Source organism: Polaromonas sp., assembly GCF_030689685.1.
Lineage (GTDB): Bacteria > Pseudomonadota > Gammaproteobacteria > Burkholderiales > Burkholderiaceae_C > Polaromonas.
Genome location: NZ_JAUYEY010000057.1, coordinates 19,832 through 41,844, shown reverse-complemented (window position 1 = coordinate 41,844; position 22,013 = coordinate 19,832). Strand labels below are relative to the sequence as shown.

22 protein-coding genes and 1 pseudogene are annotated in these 22,013 nt (G+C 60.9%); 9 read left to right on the top strand and 14 right to left on the bottom strand.

Features of this window, described 5'->3' with window-relative positions:
• Positions 1 to 5: 5 nt before the first annotated feature.
• The 3 genes from Q8O29_RS14125 to Q8O29_RS14115 all read left to right on the top strand — a co-directional run bounded on the left by Q8O29_RS14125 (position 6) and on the right by Q8O29_RS14115 (position 816).
• Positions 6 to 281: a BrnT family toxin gene (locus tag Q8O29_RS14125; RefSeq protein ID WP_305563846.1), complete on the top strand. Its 276-nt coding sequence runs from the start codon at positions 6 to 8 to the stop codon at positions 279 to 281.
• Positions 265 to 519, top strand: a complete 255-nt coding sequence (locus tag Q8O29_RS14120; RefSeq protein ID WP_305563845.1) for a BrnA antitoxin family protein — start codon at positions 265 to 267, stop codon at positions 517 to 519. Before Q8O29_RS14125 ends, Q8O29_RS14120 begins: the two co-directional genes overlap by 17 nt.
• A 72-nt stretch (positions 520 to 591) precedes the next feature.
• Positions 592 to 816: a BrnA antitoxin family protein gene (locus Q8O29_RS14115; protein ID WP_305563843.1), complete on the top strand. Its 225-nt coding sequence runs from the start codon at positions 592 to 594 to the stop codon at positions 814 to 816.
• A gap of 57 nt (positions 817 to 873) precedes the next feature.
• On the opposite strand, the pseudogene cynS (Q8O29_RS14110) reads toward Q8O29_RS14115, so the two are convergent.
• Positions 874 to 1,080 (bottom strand): annotated as a pseudogene (cynS, locus tag Q8O29_RS14110) (cyanase); the annotation flags it as partial.
• Positions 1,081 to 1,514: 434 nt separating this feature from the next.
• Between cynS (Q8O29_RS14110) and Q8O29_RS14105 the strand changes: the two are divergent.
• On the top strand, positions 1,515 to 2,984 hold the full coding sequence (locus tag Q8O29_RS14105; RefSeq protein ID WP_305563841.1) for a DUF6056 family protein: 1,470 nt from the start codon (positions 1,515 to 1,517) through the stop codon (positions 2,982 to 2,984).
• A gap of 207 nt (positions 2,985 to 3,191) precedes the next feature.
• Here the strand turns inward: Q8O29_RS14105 and cynS (Q8O29_RS14100) are convergent, their stop codons facing one another.
• The 7 genes from cynS (Q8O29_RS14100) to Q8O29_RS14070 all read right to left on the bottom strand — a co-directional run bounded on the left by cynS (Q8O29_RS14100) (position 3,192) and on the right by Q8O29_RS14070 (position 9,476).
• Complete coding sequence (gene cynS / locus Q8O29_RS14100) at positions 3,192 to 3,635, bottom strand: cyanase (protein WP_305563839.1); 444 nt, start codon at positions 3,633 to 3,635, stop codon at positions 3,192 to 3,194.
• A gap of 41 nt (positions 3,636 to 3,676) precedes the next feature.
• Positions 3,677 to 4,123, bottom strand: a complete 447-nt coding sequence (locus tag Q8O29_RS14095) for a nuclear transport factor 2 family protein (RefSeq protein WP_305563837.1) — start codon at positions 4,121 to 4,123, stop codon at positions 3,677 to 3,679.
• The gene (locus Q8O29_RS14090) at positions 4,120 to 5,004 is read right to left on the bottom strand and encodes an ABC transporter ATP-binding protein (protein ID WP_305563835.1); all 885 of its coding nucleotides are present in this window, start codon (positions 5,002 to 5,004) and stop codon (positions 4,120 to 4,122) included. The genes Q8O29_RS14095 and Q8O29_RS14090 overlap by 4 nt, the downstream gene beginning before the upstream one ends.
• Complete coding sequence (ntrB, locus tag Q8O29_RS14085; RefSeq protein WP_305563833.1) at positions 4,994 to 5,860, bottom strand: nitrate ABC transporter permease; 867 nt, start codon at positions 5,858 to 5,860, stop codon at positions 4,994 to 4,996. Before ntrB ends, Q8O29_RS14090 begins: the two co-directional genes overlap by 11 nt.
• A gap of 161 nt (positions 5,861 to 6,021) precedes the next feature.
• Positions 6,022 to 7,425, bottom strand: coding sequence for a CmpA/NrtA family ABC transporter substrate-binding protein (locus tag Q8O29_RS14080; protein ID WP_305563831.1), 1,404 nt, complete (start codon positions 7,423 to 7,425; stop codon positions 6,022 to 6,024).
• Positions 7,426 to 7,572: 147 nt separating this feature from the next.
• Positions 7,573 to 8,241: a response regulator transcription factor gene (locus Q8O29_RS14075; RefSeq protein WP_305563829.1), complete on the bottom strand. Its 669-nt coding sequence runs from the start codon at positions 8,239 to 8,241 to the stop codon at positions 7,573 to 7,575.
• A gap of 11 nt (positions 8,242 to 8,252) precedes the next feature.
• A complete protein-coding gene (locus Q8O29_RS14070; protein WP_305563827.1) occupies positions 8,253 to 9,476 on the bottom strand; it encodes a PAS domain-containing sensor histidine kinase in 1,224 nt (407 codons plus the stop codon).
• Between the two features lie 141 nt (positions 9,477 to 9,617).
• Here Q8O29_RS14070 and Q8O29_RS14065 point away from each other — a divergent pair, with 141 nt between their 5' ends.
• The 5 genes from Q8O29_RS14065 (at position 9,618) to ptsP (ending at position 14,046) form a co-directional block, all read left to right on the top strand.
• Entirely contained in the window at positions 9,618 to 10,196 is a 579-nt protein-coding gene (locus tag Q8O29_RS14065; RefSeq protein WP_305563826.1) for a hypothetical protein, read from the top strand.
• On the top strand, positions 10,193 to 11,443 hold the full coding sequence (locus Q8O29_RS14060; RefSeq protein ID WP_305563824.1) for an MFS transporter: 1,251 nt from the start codon (positions 10,193 to 10,195) through the stop codon (positions 11,441 to 11,443). Before Q8O29_RS14065 ends, Q8O29_RS14060 begins: the two co-directional genes overlap by 4 nt.
• Complete coding sequence (locus tag Q8O29_RS14055; RefSeq protein ID WP_305563822.1) at positions 11,440 to 11,883, top strand: PTS sugar transporter subunit IIA; 444 nt, start codon at positions 11,440 to 11,442, stop codon at positions 11,881 to 11,883. The genes Q8O29_RS14060 and Q8O29_RS14055 overlap by 4 nt, the downstream gene beginning before the upstream one ends.
• Positions 11,852 to 12,121 carry an HPr family phosphocarrier protein gene (locus Q8O29_RS14050; RefSeq protein WP_305563820.1) on the top strand — a complete coding sequence of 90 codons (270 nt, stop codon included), beginning with the start codon at positions 11,852 to 11,854 and terminating at the stop codon, positions 12,119 to 12,121. The genes Q8O29_RS14055 and Q8O29_RS14050 overlap by 32 nt, the downstream gene beginning before the upstream one ends.
• Positions 12,122 to 12,282: 161 nt before the next feature.
• Positions 12,283 to 14,046 (top strand): phosphoenolpyruvate--protein phosphotransferase, encoded by a 1,764-nt coding sequence (gene ptsP / locus Q8O29_RS14045; protein ID WP_305563818.1) that lies wholly within the window; start codon positions 12,283 to 12,285, stop codon positions 14,044 to 14,046.
• Between the two features lie 66 nt (positions 14,047 to 14,112).
• Here ptsP and Q8O29_RS20395 read toward each other — a convergent pair whose 3' ends face one another.
• The 6 genes from Q8O29_RS20395 to Q8O29_RS14015 form a co-directional block, all read right to left on the bottom strand.
• On the bottom strand, positions 14,113 to 14,469 hold the full coding sequence (locus Q8O29_RS20395) for a hypothetical protein (RefSeq protein WP_371134243.1): 357 nt from the start codon (positions 14,467 to 14,469) through the stop codon (positions 14,113 to 14,115).
• Positions 14,470 to 14,771: 302 nt separating this feature from the next.
• Complete coding sequence (locus Q8O29_RS14035; RefSeq protein WP_305563816.1) at positions 14,772 to 15,614, bottom strand: DMT family transporter; 843 nt, start codon at positions 15,612 to 15,614, stop codon at positions 14,772 to 14,774.
• A gap of 52 nt (positions 15,615 to 15,666) precedes the next feature.
• Positions 15,667 to 16,695, bottom strand: a complete 1,029-nt coding sequence (gene lipA, locus Q8O29_RS14030; RefSeq protein ID WP_305563814.1) for a lipoyl synthase — start codon at positions 16,693 to 16,695, stop codon at positions 15,667 to 15,669.
• A 25-nt stretch (positions 16,696 to 16,720) separates the two neighbouring features.
• Positions 16,721 to 17,506: a lipoyl(octanoyl) transferase LipB gene (gene lipB / locus Q8O29_RS14025; RefSeq protein ID WP_305563812.1), complete on the bottom strand. Its 786-nt coding sequence runs from the start codon at positions 17,504 to 17,506 to the stop codon at positions 16,721 to 16,723.
• Positions 17,503 to 20,181: a DEAD/DEAH box helicase gene (locus Q8O29_RS14020; RefSeq protein WP_305563809.1), complete on the bottom strand. Its 2,679-nt coding sequence runs from the start codon at positions 20,179 to 20,181 to the stop codon at positions 17,503 to 17,505. Before Q8O29_RS14020 ends, lipB begins: the two co-directional genes overlap by 4 nt.
• Positions 20,182 to 20,331: 150 nt before the next feature.
• Positions 20,332 to 22,008, bottom strand: a complete 1,677-nt coding sequence (locus tag Q8O29_RS14015; RefSeq protein WP_305563807.1) for an RNA-binding domain-containing protein — start codon at positions 22,006 to 22,008, stop codon at positions 20,332 to 20,334.
• Positions 22,009 to 22,013: the final 5 nt, after the last annotated feature.

Below are 22,013 nucleotides of genomic sequence, written 5' to 3'. Positions count from 1 at the left end.
AGCGCATGAAGTTCACCTGGTCAGAAACGAAGCGTGCAGCGAACATCAAAACCCATGGCCTTGATTTTTTGGATGCCGGAAGCGTTTTTGGGGGTGTGACCTTCACTTTCGAGGATGACCGCTTCGCCTACGGAGAGCAACGCTTCGTGACGCTGGGCATGCTCGCCGGCTTCCCTGTTTCAATCGTACATACGGAGAATGAACATGAAATCCGCATCATCTCGTTCCGAAAAGCTACCAAGCGCGAGTCGCAAATCTACTTCGATGAAATCCAGAACTGATTGGGCGCGTCTGAAATCTGGCACTGTTGGCGCAAAGCCGACGCCCGAACACCCAGAGGCGGACGTGAAGCATATTGTCCGTGGTCTGGTTCGCAAGGGTGTCAAGCCGCTGCCTTCCAAGGCATCGATTTCGCTTCGCGTGGATCAAGACGTGCTTGAGTGGTTCAAAGCGCAAGGCTCTGGCTATCAAACGCGCATCAACACAGTCTTGAGGGCGTTTCGTGACGCTTCGGTTTAAGAGGTCGGTCTACCGACCGGTCCGGGGCATGCCCAACGTTCTTGAAAGCGCGTTTTGCCAAAGTGGCAAGCCATGAAAGCTGAATACGACTTGTCGAGACTGAAGTCTCGGAAAAACCCATATGCCTCGAAACTGAAAAAGTCCGTCACCATGCGCCTGTCGCAGGACGTGGTGGAGTATTTCAAAGGCATGGCTGATGAAGCTGGTGTCCCCTACCAGAGTCTCATCAATTTGTACTTGCGAGACTGCCTTGCAAAAAGTCGCAAGGTGCAAATAAATTGGCCTCAAGGGGCATAGCCTCTTGGCCCCATCGACCAGTGGGTCAACGCCGGGCCGGCGGCCCGGCCATTGGAATCAATAGGTTTTGTACGGCAAAAACTTGCCCGACAACACCACATTCACGCGGTCACCCTTGGGATCGGGCGTGCGCTTTATGTCCATGGAAAAGTCAATCGCGCTCATGATGCCGTCGCCGAACTCTTCGTGAATCAGTTCCTTGATCGTGGTGCCGTACACACTGACGATTTCATACCAGCGGTAGATCAGCGGGTCGGTCGGCACCCCATAGGCTTATTCGTACCCTACCCTCGAACCAACACTGTTCAAGTCGCGGCCGACACGGTGAACTCATGCTGGCTATCAATTGGTCATCGGTGGGACCAGGCTGCGGTGGGAATTAAAGCCCTGCAGTCGATGGCCGAGGTATTGGCTTGAGTCATGGCAGAAAACGAGCGCCGCAGCGCGGCGGGGTTAGATGTGAACCCGTTTGTTCAGGCAATTTGCCGCACGGGCACCTCAACGCTCCGATCTATTTGGCGATGTGATTTCGAAGGAATCGTGGCAAGCATGCGGTAAACTTTAAAGATCAAAGTGCCTGCTGTATTGAAGGCCGAACTGAGACAGCGATTTAACCCGCTTGATGGGTTTTTCCTTTAAGCCTGTGTACGAGTGGCCGTATTTTTATGGCCGTGAATATGAAAATACGAGGAATAACAGTGAGCGTTTACGATGGTTCTGAGCTTCAAGCAAGAATAAGGCGCGGTGCCTGTTTGGAATCTAGATTCGAGGCCGCTGCTTATTTGATTTTGATTGGGGTCAGTTCGTGGGTTCTTTTCCCCCTCCTTGCCGCTGCGCTCTACAGCAGTCCAAACAGCGACGATTTTTGCCAATCTTCTTTCAGTCTCTACAAGGTAATTGCACTGATTGAGCAATATTACGTTAGTGTGACCGGAAGGTTGCCGGCGCTTTTTATGATCGCTGCACCATCTGTTTTAGCCAGGATCACAAGTCTGAACCTTTTTGTGGTCTACCCGCTGTTGATGGTTTTGTTGTCAGCTGGATTTATTTTTTCCATCGTCGCATCGTCTTTGTTGTTCTTCCGCGGAATGGGCTGGAGGATCGGCGTCTTGTTCGGTCTGATGTTTTCTATTTCTGCGCTTGGCCTGGTGCCAAGCCTTCGTGAGTTCCTTTATTGGTTGCCTGGAACGGCCTGCTATTTGACCGCTGCGATTGGCGCTTGCCTATACGTAGCGTGGTCGACCAGGACGGCCCTGGATGACGCGGTTATTGGTGGTCCTGCGCTCATTTTTTGGGCCGCTTTGTGTTTCGTCACCGCCGCGCTGAACGAATTTACGGTTTTCTTCATACTCGGCGTTGCTTGCCTCAGCATGCTGTTCCAGTTGCTGACGTCGGGGACCGCGAGGGTGTGGCCATTTGTCGCTACCGCTGCCGCAGCAGTTGCCGGCTATGGCATTGTGCTTTTGGCGCCGGGAAATTCCCAACGGATGGGACGGTTTGCGGACGCCGGCGACATCTGGACGTCGCTAAGCGATGCGGCGGGCTACGTTGCCGAGATCGCGGGATCTTTGGCTGATCGCCCGGAGGTGCTGGCCTTCATTTCTCTGGTGATTTTGTTTGGCCTTGCCACGGCTCGAAAGCTTCCCAAGCCATTTTGGTCCATCGCCTTCGCGTTGGGTCTCATCGCTCTGGCAGCGACCTGGGTATTTGTGGCCTTTTTTGTAGGTGCGTTTGCCACCGGTGATCGTATCCCCAACCGCGCCGTCAACGAATTGCTGGTGGTCTTTGGCTTCACCGGCGCAATTGCTCTGTTCATTCTTGTTCACGTTGTTGCCGGTTCTTTTGCGCACCGGATCAAGGGCGTTCAGTTCTTTGTGGTCCTTGCCGCATCGGCATGCATTCTCCCAATGCTCAACGCCAAAAACTACGCGACCTTGCGCTCCCAGTGGCCTGAACTTGCGATCTTCTGGCAGGAGAACATTGCACGCAACCATCTGCTGTCGACCGCATCGGCCGATGAAGTCGTGGTGCCGCGACTTTCCGTAGCTCCTTCCTTGTTGACGGGCTACGAGCTGAAGGAGGGCTGGGCAACTGATTGGCCGAACGATTGCGTAGCGAAATACTACGGAAAAAGAAGAGTCACCCTCGCGCCGGAATCGCACTTGTGAAAACTTCGCTCGTCGTGACTGACCGATAGTCAGGCCCGCTTCGACCAACCGGCTTCGGCGGGTTTTTCTTTGTCCAAATCACCGGAGGCCACAGTGGTCAATTCGGATGCGTAATTTCTCCGGCAAAGCTCCGACCTTCGTCGGGTGGGTGATCTCGCTCACGCCCGCAGGACGTGCCAGGGTGCCAGGCACCCCGGCACGTAGCAATCAATAGGTTTTGTACGGCAAAAACTTGCCTGACAACACGACGTTCACGCGGTCACCCTTGGGGTCGGGTGTGCGCACGATGTCCATTGAAAAATCAATCGCGCTCATGATGCCGTCGCCGAACTCTTCGTGGATCAGTTCCTTGATGGTCGTGCCGTACACACTGACGATTTCATACCAGCGGTAGATCAGCGGGTCGGTCGGCACGGGCGTGGGCAGTGAACCTTTGTAGGGCACAACTTGCAGCCACTTTTGCTCTTCGGCGTTCAGGCCGAAAATCTTGCCGATGATCTTGGCTGCCTTTTCATCAAAGGTCATTTGGCCCAGGCAGCCGGCGGTGACCCACTCTTTGCTGTGGCCGACTTTTTTGGCAACAGACTCCCAGGTTATGCCTTTGCTGACTTTGGCGGTGATGATTTTTTCGGTAACGTCCATGCGGTTCATGCGGTTTGCTCCTGCTTTTTAAATAACAAATGAAATCGTGATCAGACTGCGACGGGGCGCGGCCAGTGAAACTTGCGGTCGGCTTCCTTGATGGGCACATCGTTGATGCTGGCCTCGCGGCGCTGCATCAGGCCCAGCTCGCTGAACTCCCATTGCTCGTTGCCGTGGGAGCGGAACCAGAAGCCGGCGTCGTCGTGCCATTCGTATTCAAAACGCACCGAGATGCGGTTGCCGGTGAAGGCCCAGAGTTCTTTCTTGAGGCGGTAGTCCAGCTCCTTGGCCCACTTGCGTTTCAAAAACTCCCGGATCATGGGCCGGCCCGAGAAGAAGTCGGCGCGGTTGCGCCAGACCGAGTCTTCGGTATATGCCAGCGCCACACGGTCCGGGTCGCAGCTGTTCCACGCGTCTTCGGCCTTCTGCACTTTTTCTTTCGCGCTTTCCAGCGTGAAGGGCGGCAGCGGCGGGCGGGCTTGTTCGGCGGCGCTCATGCCACGGCTTTCAAGGTAACGGTGGGCGGTGTATCGGCCAACGCGCTGCGGCCTGGTTCCACCGTCGGTGGGTGCGCCGGCGCCTTGCCATGCGACAGGTCTTTGGAGCGTGCCACCAGAAAATCGACCAGGTGGTTGCGCAGCGGGTAGTACTGCGGGTCGTGGTGCACCGTGGCGCGCTGGCGGTCGCGCGGCATGGTGTTGCGCACGATTTCGGCCACGCGGGCTTGTGGGCCGTTGCTCATCAAGAGGATCTTGTCGGCCAGCAGTACGGCTTCGTCCACGTCGTGCGTGATCATGAACACCGTCTGGTGCGTCTCGCGCACGATGGCCAGCAGCTCGTCCTGAATGGTGCCGCGCGTCAGTGCGTCGAGGGCGCCGAAAGGCTCGTCCAGCAGCAGCATCTTGGGCTCAATCGCAAAGGCACGCGCAATGCCCACCCGCTGCTTCATGCCACCCGACAGCGCCGAAGGTTTTTTGTCGATGGCGGCTGACAGGCCCACCAGGTCCACGTATTTCTGCACATGGGTATCCACTTGCGCGTTGGTCCAGTCCGGCCATTTGGAGCGCACGGCAAAGGCAATGTTTTTACGCACGGTCAGCCAGGGCATGAGCGCATGGCCCTGAAAGACCACGCCGCGCTCTAGGCTGGGGCCGGCGACCTCGCGGCCGTCCATGAACACATGGCCTGCGCTTGCGGTTTCCAGCCCGGCCAGCACATTCAAAATGGTGGTTTTGCCGCAGCCCGAGTGGCCGATGATGCAGACAAACTCGCCGCGGTTGATGTTGAAGTTGACCTCGTCAAACACCGGCTCTGTGGTGCCGGGGTATGACTTGGCCAGGCCTTCAATCTGCAGAAAGGGCCGGCTGTCATTCAGCATAGGTCACCCACTTCTGCAACTGCGCAAACATCAGGTCCAGCAGCATGCCCATCACGCCAATCACCACGATGGCAAAAATCACGTTGGTCAGCGACAGGTTGTTCCATTCGTTCCAGACAAAGTAGCCAATGCCGGTGCCGCCCACCAGCATCTCGGCGGCGACGATGACCAGCCAGGCGATGCCCATGGAGATACGCATACCGGTCAATATGGTGGGCGCAGCGGCCGGCAGGATGACGAGGAAGGCTTTGCGCAGCGGCTTGACTTCCAGCGTCTTGGCGACGTTGAGCCATTCACGCTTGACAGCCGACACACCAAAGGCGGTGTTGATCAGCATGGGCCAGACCGAGCAGATAAAAATCACAAAAATGCCCGAAGTTGATGAGTCCTTGATGGTGTACAGCGCCAGCGGCATCCAGGCCAATGGTGATATCGGTTTGAGCACCTGGATAAACGGGTCGAGCGCGCGGCGCAGCAGCGGCGACATGCCAATCACAAAACCCAGCGGAATCGCCACCAGGCAGGCCAGCAGAAAACCCAGGCCGACACGCGCCAGCGAGTAGCCCAGTTGGATGGCAATGCCCTTGTCGTTGGGCCCGTTGTCGTAAAACGGGTCGGCCAGGTGTTTCCAGGCGGTCTGGCCCATCTGCAGCGGCGTGGGAAAGCCACCCGTTTTGGCCGTGCCCGGGTCCTTGCCCAGCATCTTCATGTACTCGGCCTGCTCGGTAGACGCTGCGCTGCCGGTGACAGCGCCGGGCGTCGGCAGGGTGGCCAGTTGCCAAGCCGCCAGAAACACCAGCAGCAGCAGCACCGACACCAGCGTGGCCTTGAAGTTCAGGGTTTTGAAAATGTCCATAACAGTTGTGGTCAGTGTTCGGTATTTGCTTTCCTCCCTCGCCCTTTGGGAGAGGGCAGGGGTGAGGGTCTTCAGCGTTCGAGGTTCTGTTGTTGTGTGGATGGCGGGGAGCCCTCACCCCAACCCACTCCCAGAGGGAGAGGGGGGAATCCAAGTCTTCGTCAGCCCATCTTGTTGATCGCGAAGGACTTGAGGTATTCATCCGGCTTGGCCGCATCAAACACCTTGCCCATGACCGTGAACTTGGGGTATGCGCCATCCGGTGCTTTTTGGCCCAGGTCGGCCATGCGCTTTTTGGCATCGGTCAGCAGAAAGACTTTCTCGGCGATCTGTTTGTAGTTGATGTCGCCCTTGACGTAGCCCCAGCGTTTCATTTGCGTCAGCATCCACACCGCCATTGACTGCCACGGGATCGGGTCGAAGTCGGCGCGGTCCGGCACGGTCTTGATATTGCCCAGGCCGTCGGCAAAGCGGCCGGTCAGCACCTGCGACAACACGGTTTCGGGCTGGTTCAGGTAGGCCTGCGGTGCAATCACCTTGGCGATCAGTTCGCGGTTTTTCGGATCACGCGCCATGGCGGCGGCGGTCAGCACCGAGCGATACAGCGCGGCAAAGGTGTTGGGGTTTTTCTGGATGAACTCGGTGCTGGTGCCAAAGGCGCAGCAGGGGTGGCCGTTCCACAGCTCTTTCGTCAGCAGGTGGATGAACCCTATTTCTTCATACACCGCACGCTGGTTGAAAGGGTCAGGGCCGAGGTAGCCGTCGATGTTGCCGGCGCGCAGGTTGGCCACCATCTCGGGCGGCGGCACCACGCGGATCTGGATGTCGGTGTCGGGGTTCAGCCCGGCTTCGGCCACGTAGTACCGCAGCAAAAAGTTGTGCATGCTGAACTCAAAAGGCACGGCAAACTTGAAGCCCTTCCACATCTTGGGGTCGCGCTTGTCCTTGTGTTTGTTGGCCAGGGTGATGGCCTGGCCGTTGGTGTTCTGGATGGTGGCCACATTCATGGGCACCGGGTTCGAGCCCACGCCCATGGAAATCGCCAACGGCATGGGGCTGAGGAAGTGCGTGGCGTCGTACTCCTTGTTGATCATCTTGTCGCGTATCAGCGCCCAGCCTGCTGTCTTGACAACTTCAACATTCAGCCCCTCCTTGCTGTAGAAGCCCAGCGGGTGCGCCATGATCAGTGGCGTGGCGCAGGTAATCGGGATAAAGCCGATTTTCAGGTTGGTTTTTTCCAGCTTGCCTTTGTCCTGCGCCATGGCCTGCATGGTGCCGACCGGCAGCACGCTGGCAATCGCGGCCATGGCCGTGCCTTTGCCGACGGCGCGCAGGAAGCGGCGGCGTACTTCGTCCTGGGGGAAGAGGGCCTTGACCAGCGTGGCTTCAATGAATTCATTCGAGTAGGCCTCGAACTCGCTGCTCAGGCTGCGCCGGCGCAGCTCGGCGGCGGCGCCGTCCGCGTTCATCTCCGGGTGGTGGTCGGCCGGGGCGTGGTCACCGCCGCAGCTGCACTTGAGCATCAGGGGCCGGTCGGCGTCGTAGGGGGAGAAGCGGTCAGACATGGCGCGCACCTTTCAATTGAAGATGCTTGCACCTTGCAAGGCGCGCGCCACTTTGGGCCAGGGCGGCGCCCGGTACTGCATATCGCGCTGCCCTGCATGACGGCGTGTAGGGCGGGCACTACAAAAGTAGCGCCCTGGCCCGGCGATTCAGGCGCTGAACGGTGTTTTGGTGTGGCGCTCGGCATACAGCGCCAGCTCCACATCGTTTTTGGTGCCGGTTTTCTCCAGGATGCGCAGGCGGTAGGTGCTGACTGTGTTGGAGGCCAGGCCGAGCTGCGCACCAATTTCGCCCACGGACTTGCCGGCCGTCAGCAGCCGGAAGACCTGGTGCTCGCGGTGCGACAGGGCCTCAGTGCCGCGCGCCGCGCTACTGCCTGAACCTTTGGAGATGGCACTGGCCAAGGCCTCGGCGGCCACTGCCGAGACATACATGCCGCCTGAAGCCACTTTGCGCACGGCGGCAATCATGTCGTCGGGATGCGCGCTTTTGTTGAGGTAGCCGGCCGCGCCCAGCTTGATGCAGCGCACGGCGTACTGTTTTTCGGGGTAGGTGCTGAGCATCAGCACCGGCAGCAGCGGCCAGGCTTTTTTCAGAGCCTGCAACACGTCCATGCCGTCTCGGTCGGGCAGGGCGATGTCCAGCAGCACCGCGCCCAAGCCTTCATGGCCGCCCAGGGCGTCCACCTGTAGCAGGATGTCGGGGCCGGTCTCGGCCTCGGCGACCACTTCAATGTCGGGCGCGTCGGCCAGCACCTGCTTGAGGCCTTCGCGCACGATGCGGTGGTCGTCACCGATCAGGATTCTGATGTTTGTCATGTGTCGATTTGCTATGAATTCAGGAGCTGTATACGCAGGTGAAACAAGGACCCAAGGCCGATTTGGCTTGCAATCGCTAGTGTGCCGCCCCAATGCCGTGCGCGTTCGCGCATACCCATGACACCGTAGGCGTTGGCCGCCTCAAAGGCTTCCGGCGCGGCACCCCGGCCGTTGTCCTGCACGCGGATATGGATGTCTGTTGCCGTGGCCTGGATGGTGATGGCCACCCGGCTGGCCTGCGCGTGCCGGCCCACATTGCTGAGCATTTCCTGGAAGATGCGAAAAATCGCGATGGCCTGCTGCTCAGGCAGGGCGGCGGCTTCGCTGATGTCCATCTGCCAGTCCAGCGCCAGCTCGGCCGACTGCACAAACTCGTGCGCCTGCCAGTCCAGCGCGGCCCACAGGCCCTGGTGGTCCAGGATGCTGGGGCGCAGGTCGGTGATGATGCGGCCCACGTTGTCCACCGCGATTTCTATCTGCCGGCCCATGTTCTGGCACTTGCTGCGCATGGTGTCGCGCTGCTGTTGCGCGGAGACGGCAGGCGACGATCCAAGATCCTGCAGGCGTTTGTCCAGCCAGCCGACATCCATTTTCAGGGCCACCAGCAGGCTGCCCAACTCGTCATGCACCTCGCGTGCGATGCGGGTGCGCTCTTCCTCGCGCACGCTGTGGGTGTAGGCCGAGAGTTCGCGCAGTTGCTGTAGCGCTTCGGACAGGGCCAGCGTGCGCTCACTGACGCGCTGCTCCAGCACTGCATGGGCCTGGCGCAATGCGTCTTCGGCCTGGCGCCGCGCCGAGATATCGACAAAGGTGACCACCGCACCCTGCACCACGCCGCCATCCACGATGGGGTAGGACGAGTATTCGACGGCGAACGCGCTGCCGTTTTTACGCCAGAACAGCTCGGTGTCTATGCGGCAGGGCAGGGCCTTGCGGAAGGCGTTGAAGATGGGGCAGAGCTGCTCGGGGTAATGCGCGCCGTCGGCTTGGCTGTGGTGTGCCAGCTCGTGCATGTTGCGGCCCAGCACCTCGGCCGGTGCGTAGCCCAATTGCTCGGCACCAGCGCGGTTGATGAAGGTGCAGCGGCCGTCCATGTCGATGCCAAAAATGCCTTCGCCGGTGGATTCCAGCAGTTGCGACAGTTTGTCGCGCCAGACCGGCTGGTCAGCGCCCGGCAGATAGCCAGCGGTCGGCGAAGCCAGCGGGGCAGGGTGGTGGCGCAGGGCAGAAAGCATGAAACCATCCAAGCAAGCAGCGTGCCCAGATTGGTGCAGGAGTCGGCGTCGAGCGTGCGCCAAAGCGGTGCAAATCCCTGCCTGAGCGGGCCTCTGGCGCGAGCCATCCCCAGTCTGGCGCGCAAATCCCTGTAAAGTGCCATGCATGCTTATCAGTTGTCTTTGCCCGTGACCGCGCCGCGACTGGCTTTGCTGGCTGCGGCCTTCTTGACGCTGGCCGCCTGCAACCCGACCTTCAACTGGCGAGAAGTCCGGCCGGACAACACCGGCCTGGCGCTGCTGCTGCCCTGCAAACCCGACAAGGCCGAAAAATCCGTGCCGCTGGGCGGCCAGCCGGTGGCGCTGCGCATGCTGGGCTGTGATGCCGGCGGTGCGACCTTTGCGGTGGCGGTGGCCGACATCGGCGACGCATCAAAAGCCGAGGCGGTGCTGGCCCAGTGGCAGGCGCTGACGCTGGCCAACATGAAGGCCGGGCCGGTCGGCCTTGTCGCTGGCGCCACGCAGGTATCGTCCTTCCGACCAACGGGCATGGCCACTGGCGCGCCGGCGCTTCTGGTCAAAGCCCAGGGGCAGCGCGCCGACGGCCGGGCCGTGGCCGGGCAGGTGGCTTATTTCTCGCGCGGCTCGCAGCTGTTCCAGGTGGTGCTGTATGCCGACGTGATGAGTGCCGAGGTGGCCGAGACTTTTTTCTCCAGCCTCAAGTTTGAGCCGGCTGCATGACGACGGCGCAGGCCGACAGCGCCGGCTACCTTCCCCCCAAAACCGCCGCCATTGTTTTCCTGGCGTTTGCAGCGGCCTACTTCTGTTCGGCCCTGGTGCGGGCCATCACGGCCACCTTGTCGCCGGTGCTGACGCAAGAGTTCTCGCTGCAGGCGCGCGACCTCGGGCTGCTGGCGGGCGGCTATTTCCTCGGCTTTGCGGCCATGCAGTTGCCGCTGGGCGCCTGGCTGGACCGCCACGGGCCGAAACGCGTGATTCTCTGGTTTCTGGGCCTGTCGGTGATCGGTAGCCTGGCGTTTTCGCTGGCGACCAGTTTCTCCTGGCTGCTGGCGTCCCGCGTGGTGGTGGGCATGGGCGTCAGCGCCTGCCTGATGGCGCCGCTGACCGGCTACCGCCGCTGGCTGGAGCCCGCCGCGCTGCTGCGCGCCAACTCCTGGATGCTGATGACAGCCTCGCTCGGCATGTTGGCGTCCACCTTGCCGGTGCAGTGGCTGATGCCATTGACCGGCTGGCGCGCGCTGTTCTGGATTTTGGCGGGATTGATCATTATTTCGATGGTGTGTATTGCCTGGGTGGTTCCGCACTGGAACGTGGTGGTTCCGGCGCCGGCCGAAGGCGTTCGACCCCCCGGCCGGTACGTGGACGTGCTGCGTAACCGCTATTTTCAGAAGATGACGCCGCTGGCTTTCTTCAACTACGGCGGGCTGGTCGCCGTGCAGACTTTGTGGGCCGGGCCCTGGATGGTGCGGGTTGCGGGTTACACGCCGCTGGAGTCGGCCACCGGCCTCTTCTACATCAACGCCACCATGCTGGTGACTTTCTGGGTCTGGGGCATGGTCAACCCCTGGCTGGTCCGGCACGGCTGGCATGCCACGCGCCTGGTAGCCTGGGGCGTGCCGCTGAGCATCGCGGTGCTGGCCTTCAATATCTTTGCGGGCGCCGCGACAGGCTGGCTCGGTTGGGCCCTGTTTTGCATGAGCTGCAGCGCCATGAGCCTGGCGCAGCCGGCGGTGGGCATGGCGTTTCATGCCTCGCTGGCGGGGCGCGCGCTGTCGGCCTACAACCTGGTGATTTTCTCGGGTGTGTTTGTGGTGCAGTGGGGCATTGGGCTGCTGATCGATGCCTTCAAGGCTGCGGGGCTGGCCGAAGTGGCGAGCTTTCAGGCGGCCTTCGGGGTGTTTTTGTGTTGTTGTATAGCCTCATACGCCTATTTCCTCAGCGTGAACGCTGATAATTCTCCGCAATGAACGGCATTCTCATCATCGCCCACGCGCCCCTGGCCTCAGCCCTGCGGCAATGCGTGCTGCATGTTTTCCCGGACAACCCGGCCGGTGTGGTGGCGCTGGACGTGCAGCCCAACACGCCGCCGGAAGAAACCCTGGCGCAGGCGCGCATCGTGTTTCGCCAGCTCGGCACCTCGCACGCGCTGGTGCTGGCCGACGTGTTTGGCGCCACGCCCTGCAATGTGGCGCAAAAACTGGTGGACGGCGTGCATTCCAAGCTGATCACTGGCGTCAACCTGCCGATGCTGCTGCGCACCGTGTCTTACCGGCACGAGCCGCTGGATGCGCTGGTGGCGCGTGCGGTGCTGGGCGGAACACAGGGTGTGATGCAGGTCGCCATCACCGCACCGCAGAATCAAGCTCGCAGAAATCATGACAAAGAACAGCACGACCATCAACAATAAATTGGGCCTGCACGCTAGAGCCTCGGCCAAACTCACCAAACTCGCGGGCAGTTTTGCCTGCGAGGTCTGGATGACCAAGGGCGAGCGCCGCGTCAACGCCAAAAGCATCATGGGCGTGATGATGCTGGCCGCCGGCCTGGGCAGCACCGTCGAGATCGAAACCGATGGGGCTGACGAGCAGCAGGCGATGGATGCGATTCTTGCGCTGATCGCGGATAAATTCGGCGAAGGGGAATAAATGCCCCCACGGTCGCTCGCTTCGCGTAACCTGCGGCGTCTCCCTGCCCCTTTCATCACGAGAGGGGCCGCCCCGCCTGCGGCCCGGCAAAGCCGGTTCCGCGGCTCGGACTGGTTTTATCCGGCTCGCTGCGCATCGCGGCCCTGTATCAAGGAGTCGCCGTGACATTTTCAGTGCACGGCCTCGCGGTCTCACGCGGCATCGCCATTGGGCGGGCCGTGCTGGTGGCGTCGAGCCGTGCCGATGTGGCGCATTATTTCATCGACGCCTCGAAGACCTTGGAAGAAATCCAGCGCCTGCGCGTGGCCCGCGATGCGGTTTCCGAAGAAATCACGCGGGTGCAGCGCGACCTGCCCAAGGATGCGCCGCATGAGTTGTCGGCATTGCTCGACGTGCACCTGATGCTGCTGCAGGACGAGCAACTCACCAGCGGCGTCAAGCACTGGATCAACGACCGACTCTACAACGCCGAGTGGGCGCTGACCACGCAGTACGAAATCATTGCCCGGCAGTTCGACGACATGGAAGACGAGTACCTGCGCGAGCGCAAGGCGGATCTGGAGCAGGTGGTCGAGCGCATGCTGGGCTACATGAAAGGCGTGGCGTCGCCCGTGCTGCACGCCGCACCACAGGCCGCCACCCGCCCGTCGCGCCAGCAGGACCTGCTGCTCGACGACACCATGGATGTGCCGCTGGTGCTGATTGCGCACGACATCTCGCCGGCCGACATGCTGCAGTTCAAGCAAAGCCTGTTTGTTGGTTTTGCAACCGATGTGGGCGGCAAAACATCCCACACGGCCATTGTGGCGCGCAGCCTGGACATTCCGGCGGTGGTCGGCGCGCGCAGCGCCAGCCAGTTGATCGAACAGGACGACTGGGTCATCATCGACGGCGATGCCGGCGTGTTGATCGTCGACCCTTCACCCATCATCCTGGCCGAATACGGCTTCAAGCAGCGCCAGGGCGAGCTGGAGCGCCAGCGCCTGAACCGGCTGATCCACACCGCAGCGCTGACGCTGGACGGCCACAAGGTCGAGCTGCTGGCCAACATTGAAATGCCCGAAGACACGGTGGGCGCCGTCAAGGTGGGCGCGGCCGGCGTCGGCCTGTTTCGCAGTGAGTTTTTGTTCATGGGCCGCACCGGCAGGTTGCCCGACGAGCAGGAGCAGTACCTGGCCTACCGCAAGGCGGTTGAAGGCATGAACGGCCTGCCAGTGACGATACGCACGGTGGACATCGGCTCCGACAAGCCGCTCGACAGGCTGGTCGGCAAGGCGCAGGACGGGCAGTTGAACCCGGCGCTTGGCCTGCGCGCGATCCGCTGGAGCCTGGCCGACCCGCCGATGTTTCTGACGCAATTGCGGGCGATTTTGCGTGCTGCCGCGCACGGCCCGGTCAATCTGCTGGTGCCCATGCTGGCCCACGGCAGCGAGATCCGCCAGACCCTGTCGCTGCTCGACTTTGCGCGGGCCGCGCTCGACAACAAGGGCATCGCCTATGGACCGGTGCAGCTGGGCGCGATGATCGAAATCCCCGCCGCCGCGCTGACCGTCAAACTGTTTCTGAAGTACTTTGACTTCCTGTCGATTGGCACCAACGACCTGATTCAGTACACGCTGGCGATTGACCGTGCCGACGAAGCGGTAGCGCACCTGTACGACCCTTGTCATCCGGCGGTGCTGCGCTTGATTGCCGACACGATTGCCGAATGCAACGCTCAGGGCAAGGGCGTCAGCGTCTGCGGCGAGATGGCTGGCGACGTCACCATGACGCGCCTGCTGCTGGGCCTGGGGTTGCGCAGCTTTTCCATGCACCCCTCGCAAATCCTCGCGGTCAAGCAGCAGGTCCTGCGGGCCGATACGGGCAAACTCACACTGTGGGCCGCGCAGGTGCTGGCCAGCGACGAGCCGGCGGCGCTGCTGTAACTCTCTTGCTGCTACCGAATAGCAGTTGGTCGGGTGTGTGGCCCGGAAATCGCCGTGAATTTTTGATCAAATTGGCTTGTGGCCCATATGTGGCGGGCGCGAATAGCTATTGATTTCATAGCGGTTTTCTGGCTGCTGGCAGTTCGCCTGCGCCTGTTGGCCGGGGGGTGCCCGGCGGCAAGTAACTTTCTTTTGCGAAAAGGCGACCCGATGGTCCGGGTCCCCTGCTGTATCGGGCCGCAATCGTGGAGCAAGCGGGCCACGGGTGGCGTTGGCCTGGGCATGTACCTGTGCCGGCTGGTGGCGCAGGCGCATGGCACTCAGCTCGAACTGCGCCAGGCAGGGCCTGGCGCTGGGCGTCAGTTTGCTATGAAAATAATAGCTGATAGCGCTTGTTGGTAAAGGGCTGGAGGCCGATTTCATTGAAATCTTTGTGAATGAGACGTTGTGGTGTGCCGGCAAGCCAGGTCTCGGCCCAGCCCGACGGGTGAAGAGAGAAAAACGAATACCGAAGACAAAAGTCCGGAGTGCAGGAAGCGCGCAGCGCTTCCTGCACGGGAATCCCAACAGACCGTCATGTTTGAACGCGAGCGCAGCGCACGCGGCCACATGAAGTCCCCCTCCATCGCCCAGCGGGGCGAGAGAGTTAGGGGTGGGAGTGGGGAGTTGAAACTACTGCCGCAGGCAAGTCACAGAGGCAGCGTGTCGCCGAAGGGCGGGCGAAACTATTTCCCACGCGTCCCCAGCACCGCCGCCCCAATAATCATCGCGGCGGCCAGGCCAATGCTCCAGCTCAGCGCCCGCCCGCTGACCAGCATCAGCAGTGCGGTCGAGCACAGCGGGGTCAGGTAGCTCAGGATGCCGATCTGCCGCGCATCGCCGAGTTTGAGTGCTTTGTCCCAGAGAAAAAATGCCGCGCCCAACGGGCCGAGGCCCATCACCGCCAGCAGCAGCCAGTCGCGGCCGGACAGGGCAGTTGCCGGCTCCAGCAAGCCGTGGCACAGCAGGGATAACACGCCAGACACCAGACCGAACAGGCCGATGGCTGCCGTCGGGAAGGCCGCCACGCGTTGTGTCAGCAGCGAATAACTGGCCCAGATGAAGGCCGACGCGAGCGCCGGCAGATAGCCCCAGGCCCAGCCCGTACCGCTGGCGGCGCCCTCACGCGCGCCCAGGATGGCAATCGCCGCTCCGGCAAATCCCAGCAGCGCCGCTACCACATGCACCGCGCGCAGATGCATGCCCTTGAGGAACAGCGGCGCCAGCACCACCATGAACAGCGGCCACAAGTAGTTGACCAGGTTGGCCTCCACCGCCGGTGCGTGGCGCAGCGCGATAAAGAGCAGGAAGTGAAAGCCGAACAGGCCATAGACACCGAGTATCAGCGTCGAGGCGGGGATCGCCCACAAGCGTCGGTCTTTCAGCACAAAGGGCAGGGCCAGCAGGCTGCCGACCAGCAGCGCGATGCCGGTCAGCAGGAAGGGCGGCACGTGTCTGAGCGCGACACCGAGCGAGGCCAGGGTGGCCCACAAAGTGATGGCGCCGAGAGCGTAGAGATTGGCGGACATGGCGGCAAGCATAAACGCCGGCGTAGCGCCGGCTGCAACGCGCTGTCGGGGCTCAGGGCGCGCTCAGCGCTGCGGCGTCGGCCTTGTCAGCCACACCGGCCGCATGCGCCTGTTCGTCGGCGTGGTAGCTGCTGCGCACCATGGCGCCGACGGCCGCGTGGGTGAAACCCATCTTGTAGGCCTCGGCCTCAAACATCTTGAAGGTGTCGGGGTGCACATAACGCCGCACCGGCAGGTGGCTGGTCGATGGCGCCAGGTACTGGCCGATGGTCAGCATGTCGATGTCGTGCGCGCGCATGTCGCGCATGACCTGCAGAATTTCTTCGTCGGTCTCGCCCAGGCCCACCATGATGCCGCTTTTGGTTGGCACGCCGGGGTGCAGGGCCTTGAACTTTTTCAGCAGGTTCAGGCTGAAGGCATAGTCCGAGCCGGGACGTGCTTCTTTGTACAGGCGGGCCGTGGTTTCCAGGTTGTGGTTCATCACATCGGGCGGCGCGGCTTTGAGAATCTCCAGCGCGCGGTCGTCGCGGCCGCGGAAGTCGGGCACCAGGATTTCAATCGTGGTCTGCGGTGACAGCTCACGAATCTTCTGGATGCATTCGACGAAGTGGCCGCTGCCGCCGTCGCGCAGATCGTCGCGGTCCACGCTGGTGATTACCACGTATTTGAGCTTGAGCGCGGCAATGGTTTTGGCCAGGTTCAAAGGCTCGTCGGCATCCAGCGGGTCGGGCCGGCCGTGGCCGACGTCGCAAAACGGGCAGCGGCGTGTGCACTTGTCGCCCATGATCATGAAGGTGGCCGTGCCCTTGCCAAAACACTCGCCGATGTTCGGGCAGGACGCTTCTTCACACACGGTGTTGAGCTTGTTCTCACGCAGGATCTGCTTGATCTCGTAAAAGCGGGTCGTTGGGCTGCCAGCCTTGACGCGAATCCATTCGGGCTTTTTCAGCACCTCGCCGGGCACCACCTTGACCGGTATGCGCGACAGCTTGGCCGCCGCCTTTTGTTTGGCCAGCGGGTTGTAGTCTGCCTGGCTCTGGATGTCGCGAACAACAGGATTGACGGCTTCTTGGGTGCTCATGTATGTTTTGCCTTTGGGGGGCGGCTCAGGGTGCCAGATAGGTCACAAGCTTTTGGCTCAGAACATCTGCCGCCTCCTGCCAGCTTGCCGATACCCCGATTGTAGAAAGGTCTGTGGTGCTGAGTCCGGCATAACCACAGGGGTTGATGCGCGAGAAGGGTTCCAGGTCCATCGCCACGTTGAGCGCCACGCCGTGGTAGCTGTACTGGCGGCTGACCTTGATGCCCAAGGCGGCGATCTTGCCCAGGCCCTCAAAGGGGGCGGAGGTCGGGGAGCCCTCACCCCCGCCCTCTCCCAGAGGGAGAGGGGGTAACTCTTCACTCCCTCTCCCTCTGGGAGAGGGTTGGGGTGAGGGCGGCAGGCGGGCATGTGAAAAAGGGTCGTCCAGCCGCACATAAATCCCCGGCGCGCCCGCCACGCGGTGCCCGGTCACGCCGAAGTGCGCCAGTGTACGGATCACGGCTTCTTCAACCCGGTACACATACTCCTTGACGTAATAACCGGCGCGTTTGAGGTCGAGCAGCGGGTAAGCCACCACCTGCCCCGGCCCGTGGTAAGTCACCTGGCCACCGCGATCGGTGGGCACCACAGGCACGTCGCCGGGGTTCAGAACATGCTCGCTTTTGCCCGCCAGACCCTGGGTATAAACCGGCGGATGCTCACAAATCCATAGCTGGTCACGCCCGTCGGATAAGGGCTGGGTGCCGATTTGGCTTGTAGTTTCGCGGTTGCGGGCGGCGGTGAAGGCCTGCATGGCCTGCCAGGTGGGGAGGTAATCGACCTGGCCCAGGGGGCGCACTTCGATACTCATACCAGCAAGGCATCCAGCTGGCCGGACATTCCCAAGCCATTGCGTTCTTTGGCGACTTGCCCGAAGAGGCAACGGCCCCCGCTTTTGCGCGCCCACAACTCGCCGATCTGCCGCTTTTCAATCTCATAGGGGTCATTGAGCAGGTGTGCGCCCTTGTACTCCACCACGGCTATGCGGCCGTCCACCAGCTCGGCCACAAAGTCCGGAAAAAAACGGCCTCTCGATGTTGCCAGCGCAAAGCCGCAGGGCGCGGTGGTCAGATTACGGACCCAAAATTTGACTTTGGGATGGTTGTCCAGCAACTGGGCGCACAAAAACTCTTCACCGCCGTCTTTCAAGTCTGCCTGCACCGGATAAAAATGTTTGTTGAACTGGTAGCGCCCCGCGTAGCGCGAGCCTGCGGGGACCGGGTAGCGATTCGCCTCAAACAGCAGGGGCCGCGTCCAGTCGGGCTCGATATCCCAGGTTTCCTCAAGCACCAGTTGCCGGAATTGTGTCTTGGCGGCCTTGTCTTTCAGGTCGCCCACCCGCGCTTCAATGTCCTGTGCCAGCTTGAAGCGCAGCTTCGCCAGTGTCACCAGCGGGATGCCCCGCTCGTGCATCAAGTGGCCGACGACCGCTGCGAAGTAACTGGTGCGCTGCCCCTGCGTGAGCTCGGGCAGCTTCTGAAACAGGGACTGATCCAGCCAGCGCACCAGGTCATTGGCCGTGATGCTGCTGGAGCCGTAGTCAAAAGCAATCTGGCTGGCGTCTGCCGCGCGCAGGTTGACGCGGGCATCCTTCAGATAGATCTCAAAGGTGTTGGATTGTTCGACCACCTGAAAGCCCGGCAGTTGTATGGCTTCCGGCGTCAACAGGTCCAGCTCTACCGCCTCAAGCACCGCCTCGCGTTCCAGCGGCCAGAGCTGGCCCTGCGGCGTGCTGCGGTAGCCCAGCGTGGGAACAGGCGCAAAACGCTCGCCGCGTGATGCCGGCGCGCGTTGTGCGGCCACCAGTGCGTTGTGCTGCGCCACCTTGCCCTTTACCTGTTCCTGTTTTTTGGGGCCACGTACCTGCGCCATCAGCAGGGCTTCAACCTCCGTGCCGATGTGACCAGTCACCACCAGGGTCTGCTCGCCGGCAATCTGCACCACCTCAATACCTGGCGCCGCCTGCAGCTCCGGTGGAACCGAGCCCGCTACGAAATTGGTAGCTACTGGCGCAAGTACGGCGGGGGCCGAAGGCTGATTTTGATCAAAAAGTGGCAATACAGACTGCTGCACCACCATCGAAGCCACGTCCAGCGCTTCAAAACCCATGTTGTTGATCAGACGGTCGGCCAGTTCATGGGCGGCTGTTGAAAACTTGGCCTCACACACATGCGCGTAGGCCCGGTTCAGCGCCTCACGCCCGCGCCGGCTTGCGTAGGGCATACGCAACACGCGGCCCAGCAATTGCTCGACCGCCGTGGCGCTGGAGAGCTTTTGCAGCGAGCAGAGCACGTAGGCAAACGGGCAATCCCAGCCTTCGCGCAATGCCTGCACCGTAATCACAAAGCGCACCGGGCAGTCGCGGGCGGCCAGATCCAGGCCTTCCAGCTCGCGCGTGTCCCCGGTGGCGACCTTGATCTGCTCTTCGGGGATATGCAGTTCATCTTGCAGGTGCTTGCGCAGCGCTTCCGGCGGCACTTCGTCGTTCTCGTTTTGCGCCTGAAACAGCACGATAGGGCGCACATAGCCGTTACCGGCTGCTTCATCTTTCAGCGCCTCACCTTCCAGCGCGCGCTGGCTTTGCACGGCTGCAAACACCGCCTGCTGCCAGCCCTGCGGATGCTCGGCCAGTGCTATCGGCAGCTTGATCATGCTTTCCGCCGCCAGCTCCTGCGCGCTGACGTGGTACAGCACATTGGTTTTGGCCGGAATTGGTGTGGCGGTCAGCTCCAGAATGGCGCTGGGGTTCAGCCGCTTCAAGGCGGTGAAGCTTTTGTCTGTTTTGGTGTTGTGCGCTTCGTCAACGATGACCAGCGGCTCGTGCAGCGCCAGCCAGTTGGTCAGGCTCCAGCGCGGCTGGCCCACAAAGCCGCGCAGCACCCCCGTGCTGTCAGCCGCCGCCTCTTCGGCGCTCACCATTGCATCCGGCAGGTCGTGCAGTACGCGCAAGCGCTGCTCGTCTGCGCCCTTGAAATGCCGCTCAAAACTTTCCGAAAAGCTGTACACATTCCGTTTGTCGGTATCGTCAATGCGGAAGCTCTGGATCGTCGCCACCACGACCACCGCCTGCTTGCCCCAGTCAGGCGGCGCAATGTTGGCCAGGTCTTCCAGCACGCAGACCCGCACGCCGGCGCCGTAGCTGGCTTCAAGTGCCTCGCGGTACGGGTGGCCCGCCGTTTGCAATGCCTTGAGCGTCTGGCTGCGAATCGTGTCACTGGGCACCAGCCACACCGCCACGGGTGCATCGGTCGCGCGCCACTCTTGCGCCAGCACATTGACGGCATGTGCCGCCATCAGCGTCTTGCCGCCGCCAGTGGGTATGCGCATGCAAATGCAGGGTACCTCGCCAAACGGGTCCGGGTTATAGGGCCGCCCCACCTGCTCGCCAAAAGCCAGCGCTGGGCCTTTGAGCTGGGCCGAGCGGGCAAAAGTCCGCAGGGCGTCCAGAGCGGCTTGCTGGTAGGACTTGAGGGTGAGGGTGGTCATTTGTTTTACGGAATAGGATTTGGCAGAAAAATTGGACGTCACTTAACCGATGCTAAGTTGTTGTATTCATTGAGAAAAATTAATTTTTCGGTTAATTTTTCGGTTAATTTTTCGGTTAAACCCAAAAATCAGCCTGCCCTAACCGAAAACTCAAGATTTCAGAATTGACCATTTCGCGCCTTTCCCAGGATTGGTCGCCACGATTTTTTGCCCGCTAAAGCCGTACATACGCAAACTACTCAGCAAGTTCTTCACCTTAGCCAATTTTTGCTGGTCGGTCAGCGAGTTTGGCAGCTTGTCAAGCAAGAGCGACCTAATCTCAGACACCGGGACTGACTTAAATTCTTGAATATGCTGAAGCACAAATGTCTTGTAGTACTTGTCATTCAGCCCCTTATTGCGGCTGTATTCCGCACGCGTATCGGTCGCTTCAGCTATCTTGGCTGACACAAAGAAGTTGGGTTTGCGGCCCTCAATCAGCTTTGCTTTTCGGAGCACGTCAGACTGCACATTCGCAATGCGATGCTTTTTTTGTACCCGATCCAGCCATATCACCTGTTCCAGTGGCAAGTCAGCGCGCTCTATAAGTAGTTTGCTGTAGTTCTCGTCTATTACCTGCCCGTAAATGTTGAAAAATGTCTGGCCCAGAGTTGAGCCTTCGTAATCTGGCAAAGGCAAAAAGCGCTTGCGCTGGCTGGTCACCATATCGCGAATGCCGTAGCCACCTTTGTCAATCATGCCGATGTTGTTCATGGCTTGCGCCAACCACGGGTTGCGGTAGACGCTGGGAGTGCGGTCGCCTGTGAAATAGTCCTCGGGTTTGCCATCGACGAAGCTGCCAAGGTTGCTTAGTTGCAGCCGCCCAACCGTCTCCAGCACCACAATGCGGCCAGCTTGTTCATAGTCCTGATGCGCGACGCAGTTGTGCAAGCCCTCAAGAATGACCTTGATGTCGTAGCGTGGCAGTTCAATCGCCAGCAGTTCGGTAGCTGGAAAGAGTTTGATGTTCGGATTGCGAATGTGTTGCCCTACTTCGGTGGTCGTGAGTACAAAAGGCGGGCCAAAGTGCTTGGCAATGCGCTCGTCGGGCACTTTCCAGGTGATCTCCGCGCCGCCGCCGGGCAACAGGCCAACGCTTTGCGGAAGCCCAAGCAACAACAGAGCCGTGCGCGTGATCTGTCCGTGCAAAGTGATCTTTGCGCGATTCAAAAACTCTTCCGTGCTCCAAGTGACGATTTCTGAGGCCCAGCGCTCTTGCTGGTGTTTGGCCGCAAACTTTTCCCGCGCCTTGGCAACGGCAGCAGGGTCGAGATCGGCCACCGTAGCACTTGGCACAAGTTGTGCGCTCCAGTCTTGTCCAGCAATCAGCTCGGTCAAAATACCGCGCAGGCGGTCCGGGCGCAGCTCCACCAGACTGTCGCCATCGCGCTGCCACGCCTTGTCATGCGCTTGCACGGGTTGTCTGGGCGCATGGCGCGGTACATGCACCAGCCAGACGATCGCGCCGGTGTCGCTGGCTTGCAGCGCTTCTACGTGCAAACCCAAAGACGGCAAGCCTGGCGTCTTACCCAAAATCCGGTGGACAACGTCCTCTACGGCATAGTCCGCAAAGTCCTGAATGCCCGTCACCGCCAGCGTTTTGTCCTGCACACCGATGACGATGCAGCCGCCATCCATGTTGGCAAGTGCCGATATATAAGAAACAAGATCTTCGCCCTTGCGGCCTGAAATATTTGACTTCAGGCTGCGCCACTCTTTCCACTCACAGCGCTCATTTTCTTTGGGGAACTGCACTTTGAGGAAGGCCTGCAACTCAGTGGTCGTCATGCTTG